The sequence below is a fragment of the Teichococcus aerophilus genome, assembly GCF_014490485.1.
Taxonomy (GTDB): domain Bacteria; phylum Pseudomonadota; class Alphaproteobacteria; order Acetobacterales; family Acetobacteraceae; genus Pseudoroseomonas; species Pseudoroseomonas aerophila.
Map to the genome: position 1 here is coordinate 13,356 of NZ_JACTVA010000049.1, position 26,879 is coordinate 40,234.

Below are 26,879 nucleotides of genomic sequence, written 5' to 3' on the forward strand. Positions count from 1 at the left end.
GAAATCGGAATTAAAGATTTGGGGGCGGCGGGGGTTTGCCTGTGGCGCGGAGCCTTGAGAGGGGGTGTCGCCCCCCGCTCAAGGTTCCTGGTCAGGGGGCGCGGCGGGCGCGGGCGAGGCCGCGCAGGCGCATCTCCACCACCGGGTCGGCCAGCATGCGCTCCACCGGCGTATCGAAGCGCCGGCGCCAGTTGGGGTGCTGGTTGGTGGTGCCGGGCAGGTTGGGCTGTTCCTCGGCGGCGACAGCATCCTCCAGCGGCAGCAGGGCCAGGTGGCAGGCGGAGCGGCCGATATGGGCGGCGGCGGCATCGGCGGCGGGGCGGCCGCGTTCCCGCGACGGGACGCGGGCGCTCTGCGCGACGCCGGAGGCCCTGAAGGCGGCCCAGAGGGCGTTGCGGTCCGCCTGGCGTTCCTTAGGACTTTCCACCGGGGTGAAGCCGAGCTTCTTGCGCCAGACGATGTCGTTGCCCGTCCACCAGCCGGCGACGGTGGCGAGGTCGTGCGTCGAGGTCATGGCGACGGCGCCGGGGGTCCATTGGCCGGGGGCGGTGAAGCGCTGGCCGTTCTTTTCGAACCACAGCACCCGCATGCCGGCGAGGCCGGCCTTCTGCAGCCGGGGGCGGAAGCCGGCGGGGACGGTACCGAGATCCTCGCCGATCACCACCGCCTTGTGGCGCCACGATTCGAGCGCGACGAGGCGCAGCAGATCCTCCAGCGGGTAGCGGAGATAGGCGCCGTCCTTCGGCGAGGCGCCTTCCGGCACCAGCCAGAGGCGGCGCAGGCCGAGGACATGGTCCAGCCGCACGCCGCCGGCATTGCGGAAGGCGGCGCCGAGCATTTCCCGGAAGCCGGCGAAGCCGGACGCCTGCAGGCCGTGCGGGGAAAAGCTGGTGATGCCCCAGCCCTGGCCGCGTCGGTTGAAGATATCCGGCGGCGCGCCGATCTCGACCCGCTGCAGCATGTCCGCCTGGCGGCCCCAGGCATCGCTGCCGCCGTTGTCGACGCCGATGGCGAGGTCGGCGATCAGGCCGATCCGCATGCCGCCGGCCTTGGCGGCGCGCTGGGCGCCGGAGAGGCCGCGCTCGGCCAGAAATTGCAGGAAGACGTGGAACTCGACCTCCGCCGCGTGCTCGGCGGCGAAGGCGGCGACGGCGGGGCTTTGCGGGTCCCGCAACTCGGCGGGCCAGTCGTGCCAGTGCCAGCGCAGCGGGTCGGCGCCGAACTGGGCCTGGTGCAGCGCCTCGAACACCGCATGGCGTTCCAGCGCGGCGCCACCTTCGGCCCGGAAGGCGGCGAAGGCGTCGCGTGAGGCCTGCGGGGCGTTGGCGAAGGCCTTGAACAGGTCGCGCAGGATGGCCAGCCGGGTCTCGGCGGTGGCGGGCCAGTCGATCAGCGTCAGCGCGTCCAGCTCCGCCAGCCGCTTGGCGAGGTGGGCGGGGGGCTCGAAGGGTTCGCCCATGACGTCCCCCGCATCGGCGTGGCGGGCATCGAGCCGGGCGCGGCTGGACGGGGCGTAGGGGCTGAAGCGGTTGGGATCGGCGGAGAACTGCGCGTGGACGGGGCTGATGGCGATGGCATCGGCCCCCAGGGCGGCGGCGGGGGTGGCGAGGGCTTCCAGCGCCGCGTAGTCCCCGGTGCCTTGCGGGCTTTCCCGCCGCAGCGAATAGAGCTGGGCAGTGAGGCCCCAGGCGCGGCCATCCGGGCAGGCATCGATGATGCGGTGGGCGTGGTCCGGCGCCACGGCAAGGATGAGCTGCCGGCTGCCGGATTCGATGACGTAGTAGCCCGGCTGGCTGGGCGCGGTGATGCGGGCGCCGCGATAGGCGGGGGTGGCGGTGCCGTCGGCGCTGGTACCGTCCTCCGCCTCGATCCGGTAGGAGCCGGGGGGCATGTCCAGGCGCAGTTCCCGGCCGGCCTCGGTGGTGACGAGGGGCGGCGGGGTGGCGTGCATGGCGTTGCGCTGCGCGGCCATGCTCTCGGCGATCTGCGCCTCGCTGTCGGCAGGCAGGCCGAGGGCGTTGAGCAGGGTGCGCAGCGCCTCCGGCGCCACGGTCATGGGGTTGCCGTGCGCGTCCCGCCACTCGGCCATCAGGCCGGCAGCGCGGGCGAGCTGGAGCAGCGCGTCGTCGCTCACGGCTGCTGCAGCCAGGCGACGGCGCCGAAGCCGCCCAGGCCCTCGGCTGCCAGGGCTGCGGCGAGGCCGGGGCGGGACTCGGCCAGGACCTCGCCCGGGCCGGGCTGGCAGGCCACCGGGGCATCGGCGAACTGCGCCGCAACGGTCAGGATGGCGCCATTGCCGAGGCGCCACTGAGCGCGCACGCCGGTGTCATGCAGCGCATGGGCGCCGAGGCTGGTGGCGGCGGCGAGATGCGGCGCCAGGGATTCCTTGCGGGCGCGCAGCAGGCTGCCGACGAAGGCCTCGACCGCCGCATGGCGCGGCTGCAGGCGCTCGGCCGGGTCGGGGCGGCTGGCCTCGAACGTGCCGGGGGCGTTGGGGTCGGGGATCTTCTCGCGCCGCTCCGGGTCGTTGAAAGAGGCGAAGCGGGCGAATTCCTTGCGGCGGCCTTCGCGCACGGCGGTGGCCAGTTCCTCGGTGGTGAAGCCGGTGAAGAACAGGAAGGGGCGTTCGGAAGCCCATTCATCGCCCATGAACAGCATGGGGACCTGGGGCGAGATCAGCAGCAGCAGCAGGGCGGCGCGCACGCCTTCCGGCTGGGCGAGCTGGGCGATGCGCTCGCCCATCGCGCGGTTGCCGACCTGGTCGTGCGTCTGCAGCGAGTTGATGAAGGCGCTGGGCGGCAGGTGGGCGCTTTGGCTGCCGCGGGCATGGCCGAGATTCTTCGATTCCTCGCCTTGGTAGACGAAGCCGTTGGCCAGCGCGCGGGCCAGGTGGGCGGCCGGGCGGTCGGAATAGTCGGCGTAGTAGGATTCTTCCTCGCCGGTCAGCAGGACGTGCAGGCAGTGGTGGACGTCGTCGTTCCACTGCGCCTCGAAATCCGATTCCAGCAGGGTGGCGTCGTTGCGCTCATTCTCCAGCACCAGGGCGATGTGGCGGCCGGCGGTGGCCTGGCGGGCGCGGGCGGAGAGTTCCTGGAGGAAGGTGTCGTCCTCGATGGCATGCACGGCATCGAGGCGCAGGCCGTCGAAGCGGAATTCGGTGAGCCAGTAGAGGGCGTTCTCGATGAAGAAATCCCGCACCGGGGCGCGGGTGAAGTCGATGGACTGGCCCCAGGGATTGGCCTTGTCCTGGTGGAAGAAGACGGGGGCGATGGCGCCCCAGTAATTCCCGGACGGGCCGAAATGGTTGTAGACGACGTCGAGCATGATGGAGAGGCCGTGGCCATGCGCGGCATCGACCAGGGCGCGCAGCTCGTCCGGCGTGCCGTAGGTCTCGGCGGGGGCGTAGGGCAGGACGCCGTCATAGCCCCAGTTGCGCAGGCCGGCGAAATCCGCGACCGGCATCAGCTCCAGCGTCGTGACGCCGAGGGCGGCGAGGCGGGGCAGGTCGGCGATGACGCCCTTGTAGCCGCCATAGAGGCCGACATGCAGTTCGTAGACCACGGATTGCGGCCAGGGCGTGCCCTTCCAATCCGGGTGCTGCCATTCATAGGCGGCGGGGTCGGTGACGACGCTCCAGCCATCCACATCGCCATCCTGGGCGGTGGAGGCGGGGTCGGGCACCGAGAGGCCGTTGCCGAGCTTGTAGCGATAGCGGGTGCCGGCGGGCGCCTCGGCCTCCAGCGACCACCATTCGTCATCCTCCCGCCGCAGGGGCAGGGGGGCCTGGCCCTGGCGCTCCAGCATCACGGCCGAGTGGCCGGGCGCCCAGAGGCGGAAGCGGGTGAGGCCGGCGGCGGCGGGGATGGCACCGAAGGAGCGGGTCATGCGTTTGTCTCTGCCGGAACGAAGGCTACCAGAAGCCTGGCGGAATGGTGCGAAATTGTTTCGCTTGCGGTTTGGACGGTCCGCTCCTCCGCCTCCGGCTCCGCGCTGTCCAGCACCATGCGCCAGGGCAGCAGCGGGGCTGGCAGGTTGAAGGCGCGGTCCTCGGCCGTGCCGTTCACCAGCAGGAGGGAGACCTCGGCGCCGCCATCGACCGTGGCGGCGCGCCGGAGGACCAGCACGCGGCCTTCCGGGTCGTTCCAGGCCTCGGGCGTCATCAGCGAGCCGCGGTCGTCGAACCAGGCGATGTCGGCGATGCCGGGGAGCGGGAAGGTCTGGCCGTGCAGGTAGGTGGCGCTGCGCAGCGTGGGGTGGGCGCGGCGCAGCGCGGCGGCGCGGGCGAAGAAGTGGGAGAGGGCGATGCCGTCCGCGCCGCCCGAGCCGTGCGGGCCGTCCGACCAGTCGAGCCAGGAGATGTCGTTATCCTGGCAATAGGCGTTGTTGTTGCCGAGCTGGGTGCGGCCGAACTCGTCGCCGCCGAGCAGCATGGGCGTGCCGTGGGAGGCGAGCAGCGTCATCAGCATGGCGCGGCGGATGCGGGCGCGCTGGGCGAGGATGGCGGCATCCTCGGTCTCTCCTTCCGCCCCCCAGTTGGCGGAGAAGTTCTCGCCATGGCCGTCGCGGTTCTCCTCGCCATTGGCGAGGTTGTATTTCTCCGTGTAGGCGGTGAGGTCGTGCAGAGTGAAGCCGTCATGCGCGGCGACGAAATTGATGCTGGCCCAGGGGCGACGGCGGCGCTTGTCGAACAGCTCGGACGAACCGGAGAGGCGGGCGGCGAGGTCGGGGCGGATGCCGTCGTCACCGCGCCAGAAGCGGCGGATGTCGTCGCGGAAGCGGTCGTTCCACTCGGAGAAGCCGGGCGGGTGGTTGCCGAGCTGGTAGCCGCCGGGGCCGATGTCCCACGGCTCCGAGATCAGCTTCAGGCGTGAAAGGACGGGGTCCTGCCGCATGGCATCGAAGAAGCCCGAGCCGGGGTCGAAGCCATCCGCCTCCCGCCCCAGCGTGGTGCCGAGGTCGAAGCGGAAGCCGTCCACGCGGAACGAGGTTGCCCAGTAGCGGAGACTGTCCATGACCATCTGCAACACGCGCGGATGGGAAAGGTTGACGGTGTTGCCGCAGCCGGTCTCGTCGATGTAGCGGCGCGGCTGGCCGGGCAGGGTGCTGTAATAGCTGGCATTGTCCAGCCCGCGCCAGGAGAGGGTCGGGCCCATCTCGTCCGCTTCGCAGGTGTGGTTGTAGACGACGTCCAGGATCACCTCGATCCCCGCCGCGTGCAGGCGGCGGATGGCGACGCGGATCTCGTCCAGCGCGCCGGTGGAGAGGTAGCGGGGTTCCGGCGCGAAGAAGGAGAGGGTGGAGTAGCCCCAGTAGTTCTTGAGGCCCTTCTCCACCAGGAAGCGGTCCTGCACGAAGGCGTGCACCGGCAGCAGCTCGATCGCGGTGATGCCGAGCTTCTGCAGATGCTCGATGACGCGGGGGTCGGCCAGGGCGGCGAAGGTGCCGCGTTCGCGCGGTGCCAGGTCGTCGCGCAGGATGCTGAGGCCGCGCAGATGCGTCTCGTAGATAACGGTGCGGTCCCAGGGGACGTTGGGCGGGCGGTCATCGCCCCAGTTGAAGGCGTCGTCGGTGACGATGGCCTTGGGCATGGCGGCGGCGCTGTCCCGCCGGTCGAACCCCAGATCGGCGCGGCTGCCATGGGCGCGGTAGCCGTAGAGGGCATCCGTCCAGCGCAGGGTGCCCTGCAACTGCTTGGCGTAGGGGTCCAGCAGCAGCTTGTTGGGGTTGAAGCGGTGGCCTTCCTCCGGCCGGTAGGGGCCGTGGACGCGGTAGCCATAGACCTGGCCGGGGCGGGCTTCCGGCAGGTAGCCGTGGAAGACCTCGTCCGTGCATTCGGGCAAAGCGAGCCGGGCGAGTTCCTTGCGCCCGGCCGCATCGAACAGGCAGAGCTCCACCTTCTCCGCATGCGCGGAGAAGAGGGCGAAGTTGACGCCCAACCCGTCCCAGCTGGCGCCGAGCGGGTCGGGCCTGCCCGGCAGCAGCCGGTCGGCGATGGGCGGCAACTTAGTCGGCCGCCGGGGTCAGGACGATGGTCGCGAGGGGCGGCACCGTCAGGCTGAGGGAGGCCGGGTGGCCGTGCGAACCCTCATCCATGCCCTGCACCGAACCGCTATTGCCCATGTTGCTGCCCCCGTAGATGGCGGCGTCGGAGTTGAAGATCTCCTTCCACTCGCCGGCCACCGGAATGCCGACAGTATAGCCCTGCCGCGGTATGGGGGTGAAGTTGCAGACCACCAGCACCGGCTTGCCGCCATTCGCATCCAGCCGCAGATAGGCGAAGATGCTGTTGGCGGCGTCGTCGATGACCGACCACTGGAAGCCCTCGGGCTTGTCGTCCAGCGCATGCAGGGCGGGGATCTGGCGGTAGAGGCGGTTCAGGTCCCGCACCAGGCGCTGCACGCCGGAGTGGCGCGGGTCGTCCAGCAGGTGCCAGTCCAGCGAGCGGTCGTGGTCCCATTCGCGCTGCTGGGCGATCTCGCCACCCATGAACAGCAGCTTCTTGCCGGGATGCGTCCACATGAAGGACAGGTAGGCGCGGAGATTGGCGAAGCGCTGCCAGTCATCCCCCGGCATCTTGCCGATCAGCGAGCCTTTGCCGTGCACGACCTCGTCGTGCGACAGCGGCAGCATGAACTTCTCGGAGAAGGCGTAGACCAGGCCGAAGGTCATCTCGCCATGGTGGTGGCGGCGGTAGATCGGCTCACGCTCCATGTAGTTGAGCGTGTCATGCATCCAGCCCATGTTCCACTTGAAGTCGAAGCCCAGGCCGCCATCGCGCGCCTTGGCGGTGACGCCCGGGAAGGCGGTGGACTCCTCGGCGATCAGCAGGCGGCCGGGGCAACGGTCCTCGATGACGCGGGAGAGCTCCTGGAGGAAGGAGATGCTCTCCAGGTTCTCACGCCCGCCGTGGATGTTGGGCACCCATTCGCCGGGATTGCGGCTGTAGTCGCGGTAGAGCATCGAGGCGACGGCATCCACCCGCAGGCCATCGACGCCGTAGCGTTCCAGCCAGTGGATGGCGCTGCCGATCAGCAGGTTGCGGACTTCCCGGCGGCCGAGATTGTAGATGAGGGTGTTCCAGTCCTTGTGGAAACCCTCCTTCGGGTCGGCGTGCTCGTACAGCGCCGTGCCATCGAACATGGCGAGGCCGTGCGGGTCGGACGGGAAGTGGGCAGGCACCCAGTCGAGGATGACGCCGAGCCCGGCCTCGTGGCAGCGGGCGACGAGGCGGGCGAAGTGTTCCGGCGGACCGAAGGGCGCGTGCGGCGCGAACTGGCCGAGGGGCTGGTAGCCCCAGGAGCCGCCGAACGGATGCGCCATGATCGGCAGGAATTCGAGATGGGTGAAGCCCATCTCGACCGCGTAGGGGATCAGCTTGTCGCCGAGTTCTTCCCAGCCAAGCGCGACATTGCCGTCGCCCCGGGCCCAGGAACCGGCATGGACCTCGTAGACCGAGATCGGCTCACCGGTGTGGAGCAGCGGGCGGTCGCGCCGCGGCGGGGTGGGGATGGCGGCGACGTCGGCGACGACGGAGGCGGTGGCGGGCGGGATCTCAACCTGCCAGGCGAAGGGGTCCGACTTCAGCGGCAGCAGGTTGCCGTGCGGGCCAAGCAGTTCGTACTTGTAGACGGCGCCGGGCTGCAGGCGGGGGACGAAGATTTCCCACACGCCGGCCTGCTGGCGCAGGCGCATCGGGTGGCGGCGGCCGTCCCAGCTGTTGAAGTCACCCACCACGGAGACCCGGGTGGCGTTTGGCGCCCAGACGGCGAAGCGGACGCCGGAGACGTCGTTCACCGACATCGGCTGCGCACCGAGGCAGAGCGCGATGTCCTGGTGCGTGCCTTCGTGCAGCAGGTGCAGGTCCAGGTCGCCCAGCAGCAGCGGGAAGCTGTAGGGGTCCTCGGTCTCCTCGGTGACGCCGGCCCAGTCGATCCGCAGGGTGTAGAGGCCCTGCGGGATGCGGCCTTCGTAGAGGCCGGCGGGATGCACCAGATCCAGCGGCAGCGCTTCCCCGCCGATGAGGGCGTGGACGGCGGTGGCGCCGGGCATCAGCACGCGCAGGATGCGGCCTTCCGGCGTCTCGTGCGGGCCGAGCAGGGCGAAGGGGTCACCGTGGCGCGCCTCGACCAGCGCGGTGATGGCGGCGTGGTCGGGGGTGTGGTCAGCCATTCGATGTATCCTTATCCGTCACGCGGCGCGCGAGTTCTTCCAGCCCGCGGAGCGGAATGCCGATCCAGGTTGGCCGGTTGGCGGCCTCATAGCAAATTTCGTAGGCGGCCTTTTCCAGCAGGAAGAGGTCGAGCAGGTCGGCCTCGGCTTCCGGGGCGGCCCAGCGCTTCGGCGCGGCTTCGTGCACCGCGCGGTAAGCGTCCAGGAAGGCGCTGCCGGCGCGCTGGCGGAAGCTTTCCAGCAGCGGCGTGCGGCGTTCGTCCGTTGCCGCGGTGGAGGCCTGGGTGCCGGTGGCGGCGGCGCCCACCGCATAGTCGAAGGAACGCAGCAGGCCGGCCACGTCGCGCAAAGGCGAGCTCTTGGCGCGGCGCTGTTCCAGTGTCTTCGCGGGCTCGCCCTCGAAGTCGATGATGTAGGCGTCGCCTTGCACGACGAGGACCTGGCCCAGGTGGAAATCGCCATGGACGCGGGTCTTGAGCGTGCCGGCGGCGGTGTCCGCCAGGCGGTCCAGCGCCGCCATCAGGGGCTTGCGGTTGCTCGCCAGCCAGGCGGCGCGGGTCGCGTCTTCCTCGCTCTCGAAGGTCTTGACGCGGCCGAGCGCATCCAGCGCGGCGGTGAGCTGGGCGCGGGCGGCCTTGCCCCAGGCCTTGGCGTCGGCGTTGCTGACCGGCTGCGGGGCGAAGGCGGCGTCTTCCGCTTCCTCCGCCAGCAGGGTGTGCATCTCGGCCAAGCGCTGGCCGAGGGCGGCGGCAAAGTGCTCGTAGGGCGCGAAGGCGCCTTCCTTTTCCTCTTCCGACGTCTCGGCCACGGCCAGGGCTTCGACGGCGCGGGCGAGGAAGTCGAGCGTCCAGCCCCAGCCATCGCCCTGGTTGCGAACGAAGCCCTGCACGACGACGAGGGTGCGCGGCGTGCCGTCCGGCGTGACGCGGACGATCTCGCCCAGCAGCGGCGCGGTCTGGGCGAAGCCGCGCTCGGTCAGGTAACGGGTCATCTCCGTCTCGGGGCTGATGCCCTCGACGACGCGGCGGACCAGCTTCACCACGGCATGGTCGCCGATGATGAGGGAGGAGTTGGACTGCTCCGACGACAGGCGGCGGATTTCCGCGTCCTGCGGGATGGCGGAGAGGTCGAACTGCGAGGTCGGCAGGAAGCGGATCTCGCCTTCCGACAGCGGCATCACGTCCGCGTCGGCCAGGCCGCGCAGGGTGGCGAAGGGCAGCGCATCCAGCGCGAAGGCATCGGTCAGCACGCCGACGCGGCGGCCGCGGCGGATGCGGGCCAGGGCCAGCTGCTGCGGCAGGGCGTTGGTCGTCTCATCCTCCCACGCCAGGCCGAGGGGGAGGAAGTAGCGGGCGGTGCCGTCTTCCCCGGTCGCTTCCACCTCGGTCAGCAGCAGGTCGTGCGTCTTGCCCTTCAGCACCTCGGCGAAGGCGAGGGTGGGGGCGCTGGACAGCCCTTCCTTGCCGGAGAACCAGCGCCGCTTGCTGAGGTACTGCGGCAGCGCCTGGTCTTCCAGCACCTTGCGGTGGGGCTGGTTGAGGACTTCGTTCAGTCCACTGCGGAGGACGATGGTGGAGAGTTCCGACATCGGTTCCGGTGCGGGGGTATGCCAGCTGGGCAAGGCGGCCTCCGTCGCGAGGAAGAACCAGTAGAAACCATAGGGCGGCAGGGTGAGCAGGTAGGTGAGCTGGCCGATGGGCGGGAAGGAAGCGCCACCGATCAGCTCCACCGGCACGCGGCCGGCGAAGGCGGACAGATCCAGCTCCACCGCCTGAGCGGTGCGGGAGAGGTTGCAGACGCAGAGGATGGTCTCGCCTTCGTATTCGCGCAGGTAGGCGAGGATCTTGCGGTTGCCGGGATACAGGTAGCCGAAGGTGCCGCGGCCGAAGGCGCGGTGGCGCTTGCGCACCGCCAGCATGCGGCGCATCCAGTTCAGCGGTGAGTGCTGGTCGGCGGCCTGGGCTTCGACGTTGACGGCTTCATAGCCGTAGATCGGGTCCATGATGCTGGGCAGCACCAGGCTGGCCGGGTTGGCGCGGGAGAAGCCGCCATTGCGGTCCGGCGACCACTGCATGGGGGTGCGGACGCCATCGCGGTCGCCGAGATGGATGTTGTCGCCCATGCCGATCTCGTCGCCATAGTACAGCACGGGCGTGCCGGGCATGGAGAGCAGCAGGCTGTTCATCAGCTCGATGCGCCGGCGGTCATGTTCCAGCAGCGGCGACAGGCGGCGGCGGATGCCGAGATTGATGCGGGCGCGCTTGTCCGAGGCGTAGGTGTTCCAGAGGTAATCGCGTTCCTTGTCGGTCACCATCTCGAGCGTCAGCTCGTCATGGTTGCGGAGGAAGATGGCCCACTGGCAGTTCTCGGGGATCTCCGGCGTCTGGCGCAGGATGTCGGTGATCGGGAAGCGGTCCTCCTGCGCCATCGCCATGTACATGCGCGGCATCAGGGGGAAGTGGAACGACATGTGGCATTCGTCGCCGTCGCCGAAATACTGCTGCGTGTCCTCCGGCCACTGGTTGGCCTCGGCCAGCAGCATCTTGCCGGTGGCGTGCTCGTCCAGCGCCGCGCGGATCTTCTTGAGGACGACATGCGTCTCGGGCAGGTTCTCGTTGTTGGTGCCGTCGCGCTCGATCAGGTAGGGGATGGCGTCCAGGCGCAGGCCGTCCACGCCGGCATCCAGCCAGAAGCGCATGACGGAGAGCACCTCCTTCAGCACCTGCGGGTTGTCGAAGTTCAGGTCGGGCTGGTGGCTGTAGAAGCGGTGCCAGAAATAGGCCCCGGCCTCGGCGTCCCAGGTCCAGTTGGACTTCTCGGTGTCGATGAAGATGATGCGGGTGTCTTCGTACTTCTTGTCGGTGTCCGACCAGACGTAGAAGTTGCGGTGGTTCGACCCCGGCTTGGCCTTGCGGGCGCGCTGGAACCACGGGTGCTGGTCCGAGGTATGGTTGATGACCAGCTCGGTGACGATGCGCAGGCCGCGCGCATGCGCCTCGTGGATCAGCTTCCGGATGTCGGCCATGGTGCCGTATTCCGGGTGCACGCTCTTGTAGTCGGCGATGTCGTAGCCGTCGTCCCGCCGGGGCGAGGGGTAGAAGGGCAGCATCCAGATGGTGTCGACGCCGAGTTCGGCGATGTAGTCCAGCTTCTCGATCAGGCCGGGGATGTCGCCGACGCCGTCATTGTTGGAATCGTAGAAGGACTTGATGTGCAGCTGGTAGATCACCGCGTCCTTGTACCATTGCGGGTCTTCCGGCATCGGGTTGGGCGCGCGGGTGATCTTGGGCGTCTTCGTGGTGGGCGGCTTGCTCGGCATGTTCAGGCCTTGTCGGCGGCGCGGACGCGCCAGATGGCGAAGGGACGGTTGTACGGGTCCAGGCGCAGGTAACGGTGCGAGCCGTCCCAGCGCTCCTCGCCTCCATCCATGAGGTTCTCGGCAATCAGCGCGGCGCCTGGTGGCAGCCCCAGCTGGTATTGCGGCAATTCGATATGCATCTCAGGCGCCTGGTACGGATCCATGCTGACGGCGACGAGGATGGCGTTGTCGCCCTCCGGCGTCGCCTTCAGGTACAGCATGACGTTATCATGGCCGGAGGCCAGGGCGGTGAAGCCCAGATGCGTCTGCAGCGCCGGGTTTTCCCGCCGGATGTGGTTCAGGCGGGTGATCTCGGCGGTGATGTTGCCGGGGCGGTCGTAGTCCCAGGCGCGGATCTGGTACTTCTCGCTATCCAGGTACTCTTCCTTGCCGGGCTTGACTGGCGTCGCCTCGCACAGTTCGAACCCGTTATAGACGCCCCAGAGGCCGGAGAGGGTGGCGGCCAGGGCGGCACGGATGAGGTGGCCGGGGCGGCCGCTGTGGTGCAGGAATTCCGGATTGATGTCCGGCGTATTGACGAAGAAATGCGGGCGGAAGAAATCCGCCACCGGGGCTTCGTTCAGCTCCTGCATGTACTGCGTCATCTCCCAGCGCGTGTTGCGCCAGGTGAAGTAGGTATAGGACTGGCTGTAGCCGACCTTGGCCAGGCGATACATGACCTTGGGGCGGGTGAAGGCTTCCGAGAGGAACACGACCTCGGGCGCGCGCGCGCGGACCTCGCCGATCATCCATTCCCAGAAGGGCAGCGGCTTGGTGTGGGGGTTGTCCACGCGGAAAAGGTTGACGCCTTCCTTCACCCAGAACAGCACCACGTCCCGCAGCGCCAGCCACAGGGCGGGCTTGGCGCCTTCGGTGTAGAAGTCGACGTTGACGATGTCCTCGTACTTCTTCGGCGGGTTCTCGGCGTAGCGGATGGTGCCGTCGGGCCGCCAGTCGAACCAGTCCGGGTGCTCCTTCAGCCAGGGGTGGTCCGGCGAGCACTGGATGGCGAAGTCCAGCGCCAGTTCCAGCCCGTGTTCCTTGGCGGCGGCGACGAGCTTGCGGAAATCGTCCAGCGTGCCGAGCTCGGGGTGCAGGGCATCGTGGCCGCCCTCGGCGGCGCCGATGGCGTAGGGGCTGCCGACATCACCGGGCTCGGGCGTCAGGGTGTTGTTGCGGCCCTTGCGGTTCTTCTGGCCGATCGGGTGGATGGGCGGGAAATAGAGGACGTCGAAGCCCATGTCCCGCACCCGCGGCAGCGCGTCGATGACATCGCCGAAGGTGCCGTGGCGGTGGGCATCGCCGCTCTGCGAGCGCGGGAAGATCTCGTACCAGGAGGAGAAGCCGGCGGCGCGGCGCTCGATATCCAGCGGCAGCAGCGGCTCCTGCCGGAGGCGGTGCGGGCGGGGGTCGGCGCGTTCCATCAGCGCGCGGGTCTCGGGCGCGTTGAACAGGGCGACGGCCTGCTCGTGGCTGGCGCCTTCCATCTGGCGCAGCGTCGCCGCCAGTGGTTCGCCGGCGGCGCCAAGGCGGGCGATGGCGGCCTCGACCAGCGCGGCGCCTTCCCGCCGTTCCAGCGTGACGTCGACACCGGCCTTGTGCTTCTTGGTGATCTCGTCCTGGAAAGCCGCGTACTGGTCCACCCAGCTTTCCACCGTGTAGACATGGCGGCCGATGCGTTCCGGCACGAAGCTGGCTTCCCAGACATCGTTGCCAGTGGGCAGCATCGGCACCTCCCGCCACTCGCTCTCATCGGCCGGGCGCCAGAGCAGGCTGACGGCGATCTTGGCGTGGCCGTCGGCGAAGACGTCAGCAGTGACGGTGACGACCTGGCCGACCGAGCGCTTGACCGGGAAGCGGCCGCCATCGACGGCGGGCGCGATGGCCTCGATGGCGATGCGCGGGGCTTCGGTGGCCAGCTCGGCCGTCTCGGTCCCCTGGGGCAGCGGCAGGCGCACGGGCGCGGCGTCGTGGACAGGCAGCATCAGCACCTCCGCGGGGGCGAGGGTGAGACGGCCCCCGGCATCGAACACACCCGGCAGCAGCGCACCGGGCTCAGGCAGCAGGCCCAGCACCTGGCCGGCGGAGAGCCGGGCGGGGCGGAGCATGGATGGGTTGGCCAGGACCAGGGCGCGGCCCTTGGCCTCGCCTTCCTCGCCTTGCCACAGCAGCGCCAATGGCGCGTGCGGGGCGGAGAGCAGGCGGGGCGCGCCCTGGGCCAGGGCGGGCAGGCTGGCGCGGGTGGCGTTGGCCTGCTTCACCGCCGCCGAGATGTCGTAGCGGGCGCGCTGCCAGGGGCCGTGGCCCAGATCCTCGCGATGCAAGGCGCCGTGCTCGAACCCCGCCGGCATCAGCCAGGCGCGGCCGGACAGGGCGGCGAGCTGCACGGACTGGCGGGCGGCGCGTTCGGCCAGCCGGCGGTCGGTGAAGCGGCCGGCGAGGCGCGGGCCGCCGGGGATCTCGGCATAGGCCAGCAGCGGCGCGGCCCGGCGCATCGTGGCCAGGGCATCGCGCCCGGGCACCAGCGGGGCAACGAGGTCGAAGCCCTCGACCGGCTGGGACGGGTCGCGGGGGCAGGCGATGAGCAGCAGGCCAGGCGCGGCGGCGCGGACCGACTGCGTCAGTTGCCGCAGCAGGCCGGCATCGGCCCAGGCGGGCAGGATGCAGCGGAAGCCCACGGCACCATCGGCGGCGGCGCGGGAAAGGCGGTTCTGCCAGCGTTCCAGCCAGGCCTGCGGGTTCCGCGACGTGGCGTGGTCGCCCCGGAAGCGGGGGTCGGGCGGTGCTGTGGGGTCGGCGGGGCCGGATGCCTCCATGTCTGCATCGAGCAGCAGCGCCAGGCCGTGGCGGCTGGCGGTGGCCGCTGCATCGGGCAGCGGGGCGGACAGGCAAATGGCATCGAAGCCCAGCGCGGCGGCATGGGCGCAGGCGGCTTCGACGGCGTCGGCGCCGGACGGGCCGGTGGCCGTCGTGGCCAGCTGGGCGGTGTCCAGGTGATAGATGGCACCGGGGTGGGAGCGCAGGGTCATGGGCGGACTGGTCAAGCGTTCTGGTCCCTCAGCGTCTTGGCCTCAGCGGGTCCCGGTGGAACCCTGGGGCTGTTTGGAAACCCCGAGGCCGCTTGGAACACCCGGCGTGGCGGCAGGATGTCGCCAGGTGGTCCGAACGGCCCTGATCGAGTCACGAAGCCGCCGGGGCGGGTGCCCCGGCGGGTGGTTCAGGCCCGGCCTCAGTAGCGGCGGCGGCCGCTGAGCAGGCGGGCGGTGAGGGCGGAAGCCGCGGTGACGATGACGGCCGACAGGATCGGGTTGCCGGTGATCGTCTTGTTCAGGCGGCTCAGGCGGCCGACCAGGGAGTGGTCGACGGGCTGATCGGCATCCTCGCCCTCGTCCAGCATGGCGGCGTAGCGGTCCCGCGTCGCGCGGACCTGGCGGTGCTGGCGCTGCAGGAGCTGGCGGGCCTCGGACGGCAGGTCCTCGGCAAGGACGTCGTCATAGGCTTCCTCCAGGACCGCTTCGCCGCGCACGACCTCGCGCAGCACGCGGGCGCGGCCACGGCCGAACAGCTTGCCCTGCATATCCAGCACCACGCGGTGCACGGTGCCGATGGTGCTGCCTTCGCCGTCCGCCTGGATGCCGAGCTTGGTCAGCAGGGCATCCACGTCCTTGGCCATTTCCTCCCGCTTCGCGGCGAGCTCGGAGAACTCGATGCGCAGGAAGCGGTCGGAGGACTGGCGGCGGCCGATGTCGTAGCCGCGGTGGCTGTCATGCAGGTGGCTTGCGACCACCTTGAGCGCCGCATGGGCGGCACTCTCAGGCGTGCTGGCGGTGCTGGTGAGCTGACGCTCCGCCAGATTTTCCACGTCGGAAACAACGCCAGCGGGCTTGAAGATCGTCATGCGTTATCCTTCTCGCTCCGGGTTGTGAGACCTCGTGCGGCGACGCCTGACGGCGGGCCGCATGCCGTGACAACGGCGCAACGGCGAAATCGTTGAGTTCAAAAGCGAGGGCGTTGCAAGAAAAAGCCGCGCCGACGCTCGGGCGGCATCGCCGTCGCGGGGGTATTCGGCAGGGCCGCGCCAGGGCGTGCCCGGCGCGGGCGCGGCTCAGCGCTTGTCGGTCGGTGGGGTCTTGACGCCGGCGTCGGCGTACTTGCCCTCGGGGTATTCTTTCGTCGCGGTGGGCGGCAGCGGCGTGGGCGAAGGGTCCTCGCGCGGGGGCGTCTCGGGCGGCGGCGGGCTGGGCTCCGGGGGTGCCGGGGCCGGGGTTTCCTGCGGCGCCGGCTGCGGGCCGGCCGGGCTGGGGTTGCCGCCAGGCGAGGGAACTTCGGCCGGCTGCGGCGGAACCTGGCTGGTGGCGGGTGTCTGGGCCTGGGTCATGCGATTCTCCATCGTCATTGTTGGGACATGGGCTGGTCGTGGCTCAGCAATCGCCGTTCAGGCCGGCGGGCAACTCCCAGGTCTGCGGTCCAGGATTGCCAGCCTTCCGTGCCTTCCCACTAAGGGAAGGCGGCTGCGCTGTGTGGCCTCAGCGCGTGTGGTTCTGGCGGATCAGCGTCTCGGCGGGCGGCAGGGCGGCGACCGCCTGGGCGGCCGGAGCGATGCCGGTGGTCTTGGAACCGGTGGTCTTGGATGCGAGTTGCACCATTGTCTCCCGCGCTGCCATGCGGTGGCTGGCAAGACGCAGCGCCAGCGCGGCCCTCAGTTGGTAGGAGGGGCTTTCCGCATCAACCATGATGGCGGAAGGGCGGGAGAACTCAGCCAACATCGATAGCATCCTCTGCACGTCGCAGGCGGGGCGGCAGGATCGCCGCACCGCCCCTTACTTACTCTTGGGTCGTTTCGGCACTGGTGCGCTTGGCGGCCGCCTGGCTGCGGTTGCCCTGCGTGGCCTGGCCACCCTTGCGGCCGGCCTGCGCCGCGAGCTCGCGGTTGCGAGAGAAGGAACGGGATTCGGCCTGCACACTCTGGCCACCCTTGCGGCCGGCTTCCGCGGCCAGGGCCGGGTCCTGCGCGAAGCTGCGCTTGGCGGCCGGAACGCTCTGCCCGCCCTTGGAGGCGATGTCGCGCTGCTTTGCCTGGTCCATCGAAGCGAAGCCTTGCTTCCCTCCACCACTGCGGGTCGTAGTCATTTGATTTCCTTCCTGTTCGTTGTGTTCCGCCGGGAGCGGGGGAGACAGGGGATCAACCGGGTCTTCACTGCCAAGTTCCCGTCTCGTGCTCGTTTCCTGTCCTTTTTATGAAATCGGAACGAATCTCGAAATGGGGTGAGGCTGGAACGCGGCGTGGGCTGGGGGGTTGCAGCGAAATCGTAGAAAGCTTTGCCAAGGCTTTGAGCAGCCTCACATCACCACGGTGAAGGCGACAATCATGCCGACGACGACGAGAATCAGCGAGATCAGCAGCACCCAGCGCATGTGGCCGAGCGTGACGCCCTGGCGGGCCTTGGTGGGGCTCATCGGCTTGTCGGGCATCGGCGCTTCGCGATGGGTGTTGGGCGGGGTTCCGGGGCCGTTGGAAGGGTCGGACATTCTGCGGCGCTCCTCGATCAGTGGTTCACGAGAGGAAAGCCGTTGCGAGGGCGGAGTTTCAGGTTGAGGGGTTTCAGCCGGGTGATACGAGAACTTAAGCTGACGCGGCGGGTTATTCCGACAGGCATGTTGCCGATGGGAGTGAAACAGAATGTCCGACCCGATCTTCAGGCAGGAAGAGCCGCGTCCCGTCGATACCCTGGGTGGCATGGAGCCGGAGGGGCATAAGCGGGTGGAGCGCGACGAGACCCCGGCGCTGATTTCCTGCGACAAGGTGGAAGGGACGGCCGTTTACGACCGGGCCGGCCACCGCCTGGGCACGATCGAGACGCTGATGATCGACAAGGTCAGCGGCGTGGTGCGGTACGCCGTGCTGTCCTTCGGCGGCATCCTGGGCTTCGGCAGCCAGCATTACCCGTTGCCCTGGGCGCAACTGCATTACGATGTCGGGCTGGGTGGCTACGTGGTGAACCTGACCGAGCAGCAGGTGCATGACGCGCCGTCCTACCGGCCGGGCGACAGTGTCGACCTCTCCGACCGCGACTGGGGCGAGAAGGTGCAGGGCTATTACGACGGGCCGCGTTTCGGCGTCTCCCGGCTGTAAGGCAGGCGCCGGGCGGAGGGCTAATCCGTCTCCGCCCTGCGGCGTTCCTCGGCGGCGGGGGTGCGGTGGAAGCGTTCCCGCCGGCCGGAATCGCTGGCGGTCTCCTGCTCCAGCAGGGCGTAGAGGGCGAGGCGGGCGCGGTGGACGCGGCTTTTGACCGTGCCGACGGCGCAATCGAGCACCTTGGCCACGTCCTCGTACGCCATGCCGGAGCCGGCGACGAGGGAGAGGATCGAGCGGTGGTCCTCCGGCAACATGTGGAATACCCGGTGAAAGTCGGCCACCACCAGGCCTTCTTCCTGCCTGGCGGAGGTGGGGATCTGCTCCAGGCTGGAATCGTCCAGCTCCCGCGTCTGCTTCCGCTTGGCGACGAATTCGTTGAGGAAGCGGTTGCGGAGGATGGTGAAGGCCCAGGCCTTGAAGTTGGTGCCGGGTTGGAACCGATCGGCCGATCTCATGATACGGACGACAGTGTCCTGGACCAGATCGTCGGCGTCATGGCGATTTCTGGTCAGTGACCGAGCATAGGCACGCAAATCCGGCAGACAGGCGAGGAGATCGTCTTCGATCAACGTCATATTCGCCCTATCTTCTGCCTTACGCGATTTGTGGCCTTGTGCGGTTGCAAACGCTGTCACGGCTCGGGAAGTTGCCTTTTTCTTGGCGGTGCAACCAGGCCGGGGCGGATGCAACTTGCGGCAGGCGCCATCTGTTGATTGGACGAGGCCCGCCACAAGCGCGGCCATCAGCCAGGGGAGTACCGCAATGCCTGCCGATAAACGTGACGAGCAGCCTGTGAAGGAGGCTCCCAAGTCCAAGGCGGAGACCGAGAGGCAGCACGAGAAAGCGCTGGAGGACACCTTCCCCGCCAGCGACCCGCCCTCCACCAGCAACCCGAGCAAGACGGTGGGCTGGGAGGAACCGGAGGACGGCAAGAAGGCCTAGCGAATACGGCACCCCGGGCAGGGGGGCCGTATCACCAGTGTGCGACCAGGCAGGGCGCCGGAGATTTCCGGCGCCCTTTCTGTTGCGCGGCTGGTAAACTCCGGGCGTGCGGGGCTCCGGCCGGCGGGCCGATGAGGTGGCCGGGACAGGCGGATGACCCGGGCCGGTTGTCGGGCCGCGGGGCGGTCCGGCGCTGTCATCGAAGCTTCATAAAAGTGCAATGGAACGGTCGTTCCGGGCGCCTAGAACGCGCCCAGCCGGGACGGTACCCACCGCATGATCCGCGGATACGGGGCCGGACCGCAGCAGATGAACGGAGAGATATGGTGAGCAATCGCCTCCTTGCCCTGGCCGCCGGCCTTGTCGCGACCGTGGGTGTCACGGTGTCCGCCTTCGCCCAGCAGGCCACCATCACGGGCGCCGGCGCCAGCTTCCCCAACCCGCTGTACCAGAAGTGGGGCGAAGCCGCCCGCCAGCCCACCGGCATCCAGCTGAACTACCAGTCCGTCGGCTCGGGCGCCGGCCAGGCGCAGATCCGCAACCGCACGGTCGATTTCGGTGCCTCCGACGCGCCGATGACGGCGGAGCAGCTGACCGAGGCGAACCTGCTGCAGTTCCCGGCCAGCATGGGCAGCGTCGTTGCCATCGTGAACATCCCGGGCGTCGAGAACAACCGGCTGCGCCTGACGGGCGAACTGCTCTCGGCCATCTATCTCGGCCAGATCACCAAGTGGAACGATCCCAAGATCGTCGAGCTGAACCGGGAGCTGACGCTGCCGAACGTGGCGATCGCGCCGGTGTACCGCGCCGATGGCTCGGGCACGACCTTCGTGTGGGTCTCCTACCTCTCCGCCGTGTCCCAGGAGTTCCAGGGCAAGGTCGGCGTCGGCACCTCCGTCCGCTGGCCGGCCGGTACGGGCGCCCGCGGCAATGAGGGCGTGGCCGGTACCGTGCGCAACGTGCGCGGCGCCATCGGCTATGTCGAGCACGCCTATGCCCATGCCAACAACCTGGTTACCACGCAGCTGCGCAACAAGGCCGGCAACTTCGTGACGCCGACGACCGAGGCCTTCCAGGCCGCCGCCGCCAATGCCGACTGGAGCGCGCCGAACTTCGCCGCCAACCTGATCGACACCCACGGTGCGACCTCCTGGCCGATCGTGACGCCGACCTTCATCCTGCTGCCGCGCAACCCGTCCGATGCGACGCGCGCGCAGAACGTGATGCGGTTCTTCGACTGGGCGTACCGGAACGGCGACGCCATCGCCACCGGCCTGGACTACATCCCGCTGCCGGAGAGCGTCGAGAACGCGATCCGCGCCGCCTGGACCGCGCAGGTGCAGGTGGACGGCAAGCCGGTGTGGCCCGCGAACTGACCGGGCCGCACGGATCCTGGTAAGAGACGCGGGCGGGGGTCGGAAGGCCCCCGCCCGTCGCGCAAGCCCCCACCGCCTGGAGCTCCCCCCTTGTCGCAGGCCGCCACTCTGAACGCCGCAGCCCCTTCCGCCCGCCCCGCGCGGCGGTCCGGCTCGCTGGGCGATGTGATCTTTGCCGCCGCCTGTCGCGGCGCCGGTATCTTCGTGCTGCTGCTGCTGGGCGCCATCATCGCCGGGCTATTCATCGGCGGCTGGGATGCCTTCCGCACCTTCGGCCCGGGCTTCGTGACCGGGACGGACTGGGACCCGGTGCAGGAAGTGTTCGGCGCCGGCGTGTCCATCTACGGCACCGTCGTCACCGCCGTCCTGGCGCTGATCATGGCCGTGCCGGTGGCCTTCGGCATTGCCTTCTACCTGACGGAGCTGGCGCCCGCGTGGCTGCGCCGCCCGGTGGGCACGGCGGTGGAGCTGCTGGCGGCGGTGCCCTCCATCATCTACGGCATGTGGGGCTTCTTCCTGATCGTGCCGTTCATGGCGCAGACCTTCCAGCCCTTCGTCATCGACAATTTCGGCGAGATCCCGGTGATCGGCGACCTGTTCGCCGGCCCGCCCTTCGGCACCGGCATCCTGACCGCCGCGATCATCCTGGCCATCATGGTGCTGCCCTTCATCGCCGCCGTGATGCGCGACGTGTTCAACACGGTGCCGCCGGTGTTCAAGGAGAGCGCCTACGGGCTGGGCTGCACCACCTGGGAAGTCGTCCGCAACGTGGTGCTGCCCTACACGCGGGTCTCCGTCGTCGGCGGCATCATGCTGGGGCTGGGGCGCGCGCTGGGCGAGACGATGGCGGTGACCTTCGTCATCGGCAACGCCAACCGCATCTCGGCCAGCCTGTTCGGGCCGGGCAACACCATCGCCTCGGTCGTCGCGCTGGAATTCGGCGAGGCGACGATGGGCAGCCTGAAGCTCTCGGCGCTGCTGGGGCTCGGCTTCATCCTGTTCGTCATCTCCTTCATCGTGCTCTCCCTCTCGCGCTTCATGCTGCGCCAGCGGGTGCAGAAGTGAGCGCCGCCATGAGCCATTCCTCCATTCCTGGCCGCCCGAAGGACCTGAAGGCCTCGGCGGCGCTGGGCCGGCGGCGGCGGCGGGTGGACATGATCGTCCGCACCGCCTGCTTCGCCGCCACCATCATCGGCGTGCTGTTCCTGATCTCGATCCTGGGCACGCTGTTCTGGAACGGCTTCTCGGCACTGTCGCTGAAGGTGTTCACCGACGTGACCAAGCCGCCCGGCTCCGATGGCGGGCTGCTGAACCCGATCATCGGCAGCATCATCCAGACCTTTATCGGCACCGTCATCGGCACGCCGATCGGCCTGCTGGTGGGCACCTACCTGGCCGAGTATTCCAAGGCCTCGCCGCTGGCGCATTCGGTGCGCTTCGTCTCGGACATCCTGCTCTCGGCGCCGTCCATCCTGATCGGGTTGTTCGTGTACCAGGTGCTGGTGGTGCCCTTCGGCGGCTTCTCCGGCTGGGCGGGCTGCGTGGCGCTGGCCATCATCGTCATCCCCATCGTCGTCCGCACGACGGAGGACATGCTGCGCCTGTTGCCGGATACGCTGCGCGAGGCGGTGATCGGGCTGGGCGCGCCGAAGTGGAAGATGATCACCCTGGTGTGCTGGCGCGCCGCCGCCAGCGGCATCATGACCGGCATCCTCCTCGCCGTGGCCCGCGTGGCCGGCGAGACGGCGCCGCTGCTGTTCACCTCGCTTGGCAACCTGAACTGGTCGCTCAGCCTCTCGGCGCCGATGGCCAGCCTGCCGCTGACCATCTACGCCTATGCGGGCTCGCCCTATCAGGACTGGATCGCGCTGGCCTGGGCCGGTGCTCTTATCATCACGCTCGGCGTGCTCGGGCTCAACATCGCGGCGCGCAGCCTGCTGCGGAAGTGAGAGACATCATGGAAAGCGCGACCACCCGCCCCCAGACCCTGCCGCCCGCCACCCCGAACCATGCGCCAGCGCCGCTGAACGAGGCGCGGCTGCAGGTGCGGGGGCTGGACTTCTTCTATGGCGAGAGCCAGGCGCTGAAGAAGATCCACTTCGACCTGCCGGCCCGGCAGGTGACGGGCATGATCGGCCCCTCCGGCTGCGGCAAGTCCACGCTGCTGCGTGTGCTGAACCGCATGTACAGCCTGTATCCCGGCCAGCGCGCCACGGGGCAGGTGCTGCTGGATGGCAAGAACATCCTGGACGACGACGTCGACATGAACTCCCTGCGGGCGAAGGTCGGCATGGTGTTCCAGAAGCCGACGCCGTTCCCGATGACGATCTACGAGAACATCGCCTTCGGCATCCGCCTGCACGAGAAGCTCTCCAAGTCCGAGATGGACGAGCGGGTGGAGTGGGCGCTGACCCGCGCCGCGATCTGGGGCGAGGTGAAGGACCGGCTGAACAGCTCCGCCATGGGGCTTTCCGGCGGCCAGCAGCAGCGCCTGTGCATCGCCCGCACCATCGCGGTGCGGCCGGAGGTCATCCTGCTGGACGAGCCGACCTCGGCGCTGGACCCGATCAGCACGCTGCGGATCGAGGAGCTGATCGACGAGTTGAAGCGCGACTTCACCATCGCCATCGTGACGCACAACATGCAGCAGGCGGCGCGCTGCGCCGACCAGGTGGCCTTCTTCTACCTGGGCGAGCTGGTGGAGGTGTCGCCGGCCGACGAGATGTTCACGGCGCCGAAGCAGCCGCGGACGCAGGACTACATCACCGGCCGGTTCGGCTGAGCCAGGGATAGACGGGAATGCCGGAACAGGGTGAACACATCGTCCGCTCCTACGAGGAGCAGCTGAAGAAGCTGCGCGAGATGATCGCGCGGATGGGCGGGCTGGCCGAACGCCAGGTGGCGGACGCGGCCTATGCGCTGGTGCGCCGCGATACCGAGCTGGCGAGCGAGGTGATCGGCCGCGATGGCGAGATCGACGCGCTCGAACGCGACATCGAGAATTTCTGCGTGCGCCTGCTGGCGCTGCGGCAGCCAATGGCGAGCGACCTGCGCTTCATCATCGCCGCCATGAAGGTCTCCAACGCCATCGAGCGGATTGGCGACTATGCGCGCAACTGCGCCAAGCGGGCCGTGGTGATCAGCCAGCAGCCGCAGATCAGCAGCATGACCGGCTTCCAGTGGATGGCGAAGCTGGTGCAGGAGAACCTGAAGGAGGCGATCGACAGCCTGCTGAACCAGGACGCCGCCGCGGCCGAGCGCGTCTGGGCCGCCGATGCCAATGTGGACGACGTCTATAACGGCATCTTCCGCGAGCTGCTGACGCACATGATGGAAGACGCGCGCAACATCACCGCCGCGACGCACCTGCTGTTCGTGGCCAAGAACTACGAGCGCATCGGCGACCACGCGACCAATATCGCCGAGACGGTGTTCTACGCCGTGCGCGGCGGCACGCTGCCGGAAGAGCGGCCGAAGGGCGACACCTCGGCCTACGCCGTCGTGCGGCCGCCGGTTTAAGGACGATGCCGATGGCCGAGCCGAATGGCGGGACGCGCCCCACCATCCTGGTGGTGGAGGACGAGGCGCCGCTGCTGACGCTGCTGCGCTACAACCTGGAGAAGCAGGGCTTCCGGGTCGAGGAAGCGACGGATGGCCAGGAAGCGCTGATGCGCGTGGCCGAGGCGCCGCCCGACCTGGTGCTGCTGGACTGGATGTTGCCGGCGCTTTCAGGCCTGGAGGTGTGCCGCCAGCTGCGCCGCCGGGCGCCGACGCGGGACCTGCCGATCATCATGGTGACGGCGCGGACCGAGGACCAGGACGCGGTGCGGGCGCTGGACACGGGCGCGGACGACTACATCGCCAAGCCGTTCGTGATGGATGCGCTGATGGCGCGCATCCGTGCGTTGCTGCGGCGTTCCGTCGGCGTCGGCACCAAGGGCGTGCTGGCGTGGCGCGACATCTCGATGGACCAGGACGCGCACCGGGTGACGCGCGGGCCCCGCGCCCTGCATCTGGGGCCGACCGAGTACCGGCTGCTGGAGTTCTTCTTGCAGCACCCGGGCCGCGTCTTCTCCCGCGAGCAGCTGCTGGACAGCGTGTGGGGGCGGGACATCCATGTGGAGCCGCGCACGGTGGACGTGCATATCCGCCGGCTGCGCAAGGTGGTGAACGGGGATGGCGAGATGGACGTGATCCGCACCGTCCGCAGCGCCGGCTACGCGCTGGATGTGGAACCGCACTGAGGCCGGCTGGGCTGCGGGCATGAAAAAAGGGGGCCTCGCGGCCCCCTTTTCTGTGTCTGCGCCGTGGGTTCAGCGCCCTGGGTTCAGCGCGGGGGGGTTCAGCGCCGGTTGATGGCGAAGGCGCCCGGACCGACGACGGAGATGTAGAGGAAGACGAAGCAGAACAGCACCGCCGCGTCGCCGCCGTTGAGCAGCGGGAAGAAGCTGCGGGGGGCGTGGAACATGAAGTAGGCGACGGCCATCTCGCCCGCCAGGACGAAGCCGACGGCGCGCGAGTAGAAGCCCACCAGGATGAGCAGGCCGCCGACGGCTTCCAGGATGGCGCCGATCCAGAAGAGGCTGAGCACGGGGGGCAGGCCGCTGGGCGGCGGGGCGGGGTAGCCGAACAGCTTCTGCGTGCCATGCGCGATGAACAGCAGCGCGGTGATGATGCGCAGGGCTGCCAGGGCATAGTTCGCCGTGTTGGGTGGAAGGGGGCTGGCCATGGTCGTGGTCCTTGGTGGGGCGGATTCGCCGGTTCGTCTTAGCATGGCTTCGCCCCGGCTTCGCCAGCGCTTTGGCGGGGTGGCCGCGCGCCCCTGTGCGTTGAGGCTTCCTTCATGGCGCGGGCGTCAGAACGCCTGGCCTGGCGGCGGGTGGCGATAGGGCGACTCGCACGGCCATGGCCTTAGAGGATTGCGTCATGCGCTTTGCCGCTGTTGTTGCCGCCGCTGGCCTGCTGAGCCTCACCGCCCCAGGGGCGGCCTTCGCGGCCTGTTCCCTGGAGCAGGCGATGACCAAAGTCTCGATGATTTCCGAGCTGCTGATGCCCAAGATGCAGAGCAAGCCGGACGAGGCGAGCAAGATCATGACCGAGATCGGCGAGGCGACCTCCAGCGCCACGCCGACGGATCAGGATTGCGCGGCGCTGGACCGGCTGATGGAGCGCGCCCGCCGGCTGTAAGGGGCGGGAGGCGGCGGGCTGGGAGCGTCGTCCCGGCCCGGTGACAGCGTCAGCCTGACCGGGGTGGCTTCAGGGCCGCCAGGGCAGGGTGCCGGGCGGCAGGCGGCGGCCGAGCAGGCTGGCGGCGCCCATCAGCGCCGCGACCAGCAGCAGGGAAAGGCAGGAGACGGCGGCGGCCTGCGGGCTCTGGCCGCCATCCTGCAGGTTGAAGACCAGGACGCCCAGGGTCTGCGTACCGGGGCCGTGCAGCAGGCTGCTGACCGTGACCTCGTTGACTGCCAGCAGCATGACCAGCAGCGCGCCGGCCGCCAGGGCGGGGGCCAGGGGCGGCAGGTGCACGGCGCGCAGGCGCAGTAGCAGGCCGGCGCCCATGCCGCGGGCGGCCTCCTCCAGCGCCGGGTCCAGCCGCGCGGCGGCGGCGGCCACGGGGCGCAGTGCCAGGGTCTGGAAGCGGGCCAGGTAGGCGAAGAAGATCAGCGCCAGGGTGCCGTAGACGGCGCCGCCGCCGGGCAGGCCGAGCACCAGCAGGATGACGGCGACGGCGGTGCAGGCACCGGGCAGGGCGTAGGTCAGGTCGGTCGCCATGGCGGTGGCGCGGACGGCGCGGTAGCGCATGGCCAGCGCCACCGGCAGCGCCGCGAGGCCGAGCAGCGCGGCGGCGGCGGTGGAGAGCAGCAGCGAGTTGCCGAAGGCGGCCAGGGTGTGGGCGCCGGGGGCCAGGGTGGCGGCGAAGTGGCGCAGGGTCAGGGTGGCGGGCGTCAGCGCCATGCCCATGGCCGGCACCAGGGCGGAGGTCAGCAGGGCGGCCAGCGGCACGGCCAGCACCGCCAGCAGGTACAGCGCCAGTGGCGCCACCAGCAGGCGGTCCAGCCGGGTGGGGACGATCGGCTCGAACGGCCGGCCGGACTTCCAGCCGGCGCGGCGGGCGGCGAGGGCCTGGGCCAGCAGGCCGGGCAGGGTGAGCGCGGCCAGCAGCAGGGACAGCGCGGCGACCTGGGAGAGCGCGGCGGGACCGGTGGCGGAAAGGCGCTGCCAGATCAGTACCGTCAGCAGCGGGAAGCGGCCGGGGATGCCGAGTAGGGCGGCAATGCCGAAATTGCCGAGCGCGGCGATGAAGGCGAGGCCGGCGCCGGCCAGCAGGCCCGGGGCCAGCAATGGCCAGACCGCCATGCGCAGCGCCTGGGCCGGGGTGGCGCCCAGGCCGCGCGCGGCAGCGACGACCTCGGCCGGCAGGCGGCGCACCAGGGCGGCCAGGGCCAGGAAGACCAGCGGCGCACCCTGGATGCCCAGCAGCAGGATCAGCCCGAACGGGCCGTAGAACGGGTTCTGCGAGCCGAGCGGCGGGGCGAGGCCGAGCGAGACCAGCAGCGGCGAGGACGGGCCGCTGGCCTGGATGAAGGCGAGCGCCATGATCTGCGGTGGCACCAGCAGCGGCAGGATGCAGAGGAAGATCAGCCCGCGCCGCCAGGGCATTTCCCGCAACAGCAGCAGGCTGGCTTGCACGCCGCCGATGGCGGTGGCCAGCAGCGCGGCGCCGGAGGCCACCAGCAGGCTGCGCCATGCGGCGCGCCAGACGGAGGCATCGGCGGCGAGGGTGGCGAGGGCCGGGCCGGCGGCCTCGGCCAGCAGGCGCGCGGTGGGGGCCAGGCCCAGCAGCGCCAGCCAGGCCATGGCCCAGAGAGCGAGCGTGGGCGGACGCGGCAGGGCGCGG

General features: G+C 69.6%; 23 protein-coding genes. 9 read left to right on the forward strand and 14 right to left on the reverse strand.

Annotation, left to right across the window (positions count from 1 at the left end; translation table 11 throughout):
- Nucleotides 1-91 precede the first annotated feature (91 nt).
- The 11 genes from malQ to IBL26_RS20595 all read right to left on the reverse strand — a co-directional run bounded on the left by malQ (nt 92) and on the right by IBL26_RS20595 (nt 17,056).
- Nucleotides 92-2,134: a 4-alpha-glucanotransferase gene (gene malQ / locus IBL26_RS20545; protein ID WP_187786386.1), complete on the reverse strand. Its 2,043-nt coding sequence runs from the start codon at nt 2,132-2,134 to the stop codon at nt 92-94.
- On the reverse strand, nt 2,131-3,885 hold the full coding sequence (treZ, locus tag IBL26_RS20550; protein ID WP_187786387.1) for a malto-oligosyltrehalose trehalohydrolase: 1,755 nt from the start codon (nt 3,883-3,885) through the stop codon (nt 2,131-2,133). The genes malQ and treZ overlap by 4 nt, the downstream gene beginning before the upstream one ends.
- Entirely contained in the window at nt 3,882-6,002 is a 2,121-nt protein-coding gene (gene glgX / locus IBL26_RS20555; RefSeq protein ID WP_187786388.1) for a glycogen debranching protein GlgX, read from the reverse strand. Before glgX ends, treZ begins: the two co-directional genes overlap by 4 nt.
- A gap of 1 nt (nt 6,003) precedes the next feature.
- Nucleotides 6,004-8,169, reverse strand: coding sequence for a 1,4-alpha-glucan branching protein GlgB (glgB, locus tag IBL26_RS20560; RefSeq protein ID WP_187786389.1), 2,166 nt, complete (start codon nt 8,167-8,169; stop codon nt 6,004-6,006).
- Nucleotides 8,162-11,488 carry a maltose alpha-D-glucosyltransferase gene (treS, locus tag IBL26_RS20565; protein WP_187786390.1) on the reverse strand — a complete coding sequence of 1,109 codons (3,327 nt, stop codon included), beginning with the start codon at nt 11,486-11,488 and terminating at the stop codon, nt 8,162-8,164. The genes glgB and treS overlap by 8 nt, the downstream gene beginning before the upstream one ends.
- Nucleotides 11,489-11,490: 2 nt before the next feature.
- On the reverse strand, nt 11,491-14,571 hold the full coding sequence (locus tag IBL26_RS20570) for an alpha-1,4-glucan--maltose-1-phosphate maltosyltransferase (RefSeq protein ID WP_241749636.1): 3,081 nt from the start codon (nt 14,569-14,571) through the stop codon (nt 11,491-11,493).
- Between the two features lie 185 nt (nt 14,572-14,756).
- Nucleotides 14,757-15,425 carry a PA2169 family four-helix-bundle protein gene (locus IBL26_RS20575; RefSeq protein WP_187786391.1) on the reverse strand — a complete coding sequence of 223 codons (669 nt, stop codon included), beginning with the start codon at nt 15,423-15,425 and terminating at the stop codon, nt 14,757-14,759.
- A 207-nt stretch (nt 15,426-15,632) separates the two neighbouring features.
- On the reverse strand, nt 15,633-15,905 hold the full coding sequence (locus IBL26_RS20580) for a hypothetical protein (RefSeq protein WP_187786392.1): 273 nt from the start codon (nt 15,903-15,905) through the stop codon (nt 15,633-15,635).
- A 148-nt stretch (nt 15,906-16,053) separates the two neighbouring features.
- The gene (locus IBL26_RS20585) at nt 16,054-16,293 is read right to left on the reverse strand and encodes a hypothetical protein (RefSeq protein ID WP_187786393.1); all 240 of its coding nucleotides are present in this window, start codon (nt 16,291-16,293) and stop codon (nt 16,054-16,056) included.
- Between the two features lie 58 nt (nt 16,294-16,351).
- On the reverse strand, nt 16,352-16,657 hold the full coding sequence (locus tag IBL26_RS20590; protein ID WP_241749638.1) for a con-10 family general stress protein: 306 nt from the start codon (nt 16,655-16,657) through the stop codon (nt 16,352-16,354).
- A gap of 210 nt (nt 16,658-16,867) precedes the next feature.
- The gene (locus IBL26_RS20595; RefSeq protein ID WP_187786394.1) at nt 16,868-17,056 is read right to left on the reverse strand and encodes a hypothetical protein; all 189 of its coding nucleotides are present in this window, start codon (nt 17,054-17,056) and stop codon (nt 16,868-16,870) included.
- A gap of 151 nt (nt 17,057-17,207) precedes the next feature.
- On the opposite strand from IBL26_RS20595, the gene IBL26_RS20600 reads away from it, so the two are divergent.
- A complete protein-coding gene (locus IBL26_RS20600) occupies nt 17,208-17,660 on the forward strand; it encodes a PRC-barrel domain-containing protein (RefSeq protein WP_206684272.1) in 453 nt (150 codons plus the stop codon).
- Between the two features lie 20 nt (nt 17,661-17,680).
- Here the strand turns inward: IBL26_RS20600 and IBL26_RS20605 are convergent, their stop codons facing one another.
- Nucleotides 17,681-18,406, reverse strand: coding sequence for a sigma-70 family RNA polymerase sigma factor (locus tag IBL26_RS20605; protein ID WP_367615475.1), 726 nt, complete (start codon nt 18,404-18,406; stop codon nt 17,681-17,683).
- A gap of 19 nt (nt 18,407-18,425) precedes the next feature.
- Here IBL26_RS20605 and IBL26_RS20610 point away from each other — a divergent pair, with 19 nt between their 5' ends.
- The 7 genes from IBL26_RS20610 to phoB all read left to right on the forward strand — a co-directional run bounded on the left by IBL26_RS20610 (nt 18,426) and on the right by phoB (nt 24,225).
- Nucleotides 18,426-18,605, forward strand: a complete 180-nt coding sequence (locus IBL26_RS20610) for a hypothetical protein (protein ID WP_187786396.1) — start codon at nt 18,426-18,428, stop codon at nt 18,603-18,605.
- Between the two features lie 323 nt (nt 18,606-18,928).
- Nucleotides 18,929-19,981 (forward strand): phosphate ABC transporter substrate-binding protein PstS, encoded by a 1,053-nt coding sequence (pstS, locus tag IBL26_RS20615; protein ID WP_187786397.1) that lies wholly within the window; start codon nt 18,929-18,931, stop codon nt 19,979-19,981.
- A 90-nt stretch (nt 19,982-20,071) separates the two neighbouring features.
- Nucleotides 20,072-21,046 (forward strand): phosphate ABC transporter permease subunit PstC, encoded by a 975-nt coding sequence (pstC, locus tag IBL26_RS20620; RefSeq protein ID WP_187786398.1) that lies wholly within the window; start codon nt 20,072-20,074, stop codon nt 21,044-21,046.
- An 8-nt stretch (nt 21,047-21,054) separates the two neighbouring features.
- Nucleotides 21,055-21,930, forward strand: coding sequence for a phosphate ABC transporter permease PstA (gene pstA / locus IBL26_RS20625; protein ID WP_187786399.1), 876 nt, complete (start codon nt 21,055-21,057; stop codon nt 21,928-21,930).
- A gap of 8 nt (nt 21,931-21,938) precedes the next feature.
- Nucleotides 21,939-22,763: a phosphate ABC transporter ATP-binding protein PstB gene (pstB, locus tag IBL26_RS20630; RefSeq protein ID WP_241749640.1), complete on the forward strand. Its 825-nt coding sequence runs from the start codon at nt 21,939-21,941 to the stop codon at nt 22,761-22,763.
- Nucleotides 22,764-22,780: 17 nt separating this feature from the next.
- Nucleotides 22,781-23,500 carry a phosphate signaling complex protein PhoU gene (phoU, locus tag IBL26_RS20635; RefSeq protein ID WP_187786400.1) on the forward strand — a complete coding sequence of 240 codons (720 nt, stop codon included), beginning with the start codon at nt 22,781-22,783 and terminating at the stop codon, nt 23,498-23,500.
- An 11-nt stretch (nt 23,501-23,511) separates the two neighbouring features.
- Nucleotides 23,512-24,225, forward strand: a complete 714-nt coding sequence (phoB, locus tag IBL26_RS20640) for a phosphate regulon transcriptional regulator PhoB (RefSeq protein WP_187786401.1) — start codon at nt 23,512-23,514, stop codon at nt 24,223-24,225.
- A 98-nt stretch (nt 24,226-24,323) separates the two neighbouring features.
- Here phoB and IBL26_RS20645 read toward each other — a convergent pair whose 3' ends face one another.
- Nucleotides 24,324-24,710, reverse strand: a complete 387-nt coding sequence (locus IBL26_RS20645) for a DoxX family protein (protein WP_187786402.1) — start codon at nt 24,708-24,710, stop codon at nt 24,324-24,326.
- A gap of 197 nt (nt 24,711-24,907) precedes the next feature.
- Here IBL26_RS20645 and IBL26_RS20650 point away from each other — a divergent pair, with 197 nt between their 5' ends.
- Entirely contained in the window at nt 24,908-25,168 is a 261-nt protein-coding gene (locus IBL26_RS20650) for a hypothetical protein (protein ID WP_187786403.1), read from the forward strand.
- A gap of 69 nt (nt 25,169-25,237) precedes the next feature.
- Here IBL26_RS20650 and IBL26_RS20655 read toward each other — a convergent pair.
- A partial coding sequence (locus IBL26_RS20655; protein ID WP_367615476.1) for an ABC transporter permease occupies nt 25,238-26,879 on the reverse strand: 1,642 nt, incomplete at its 5' end.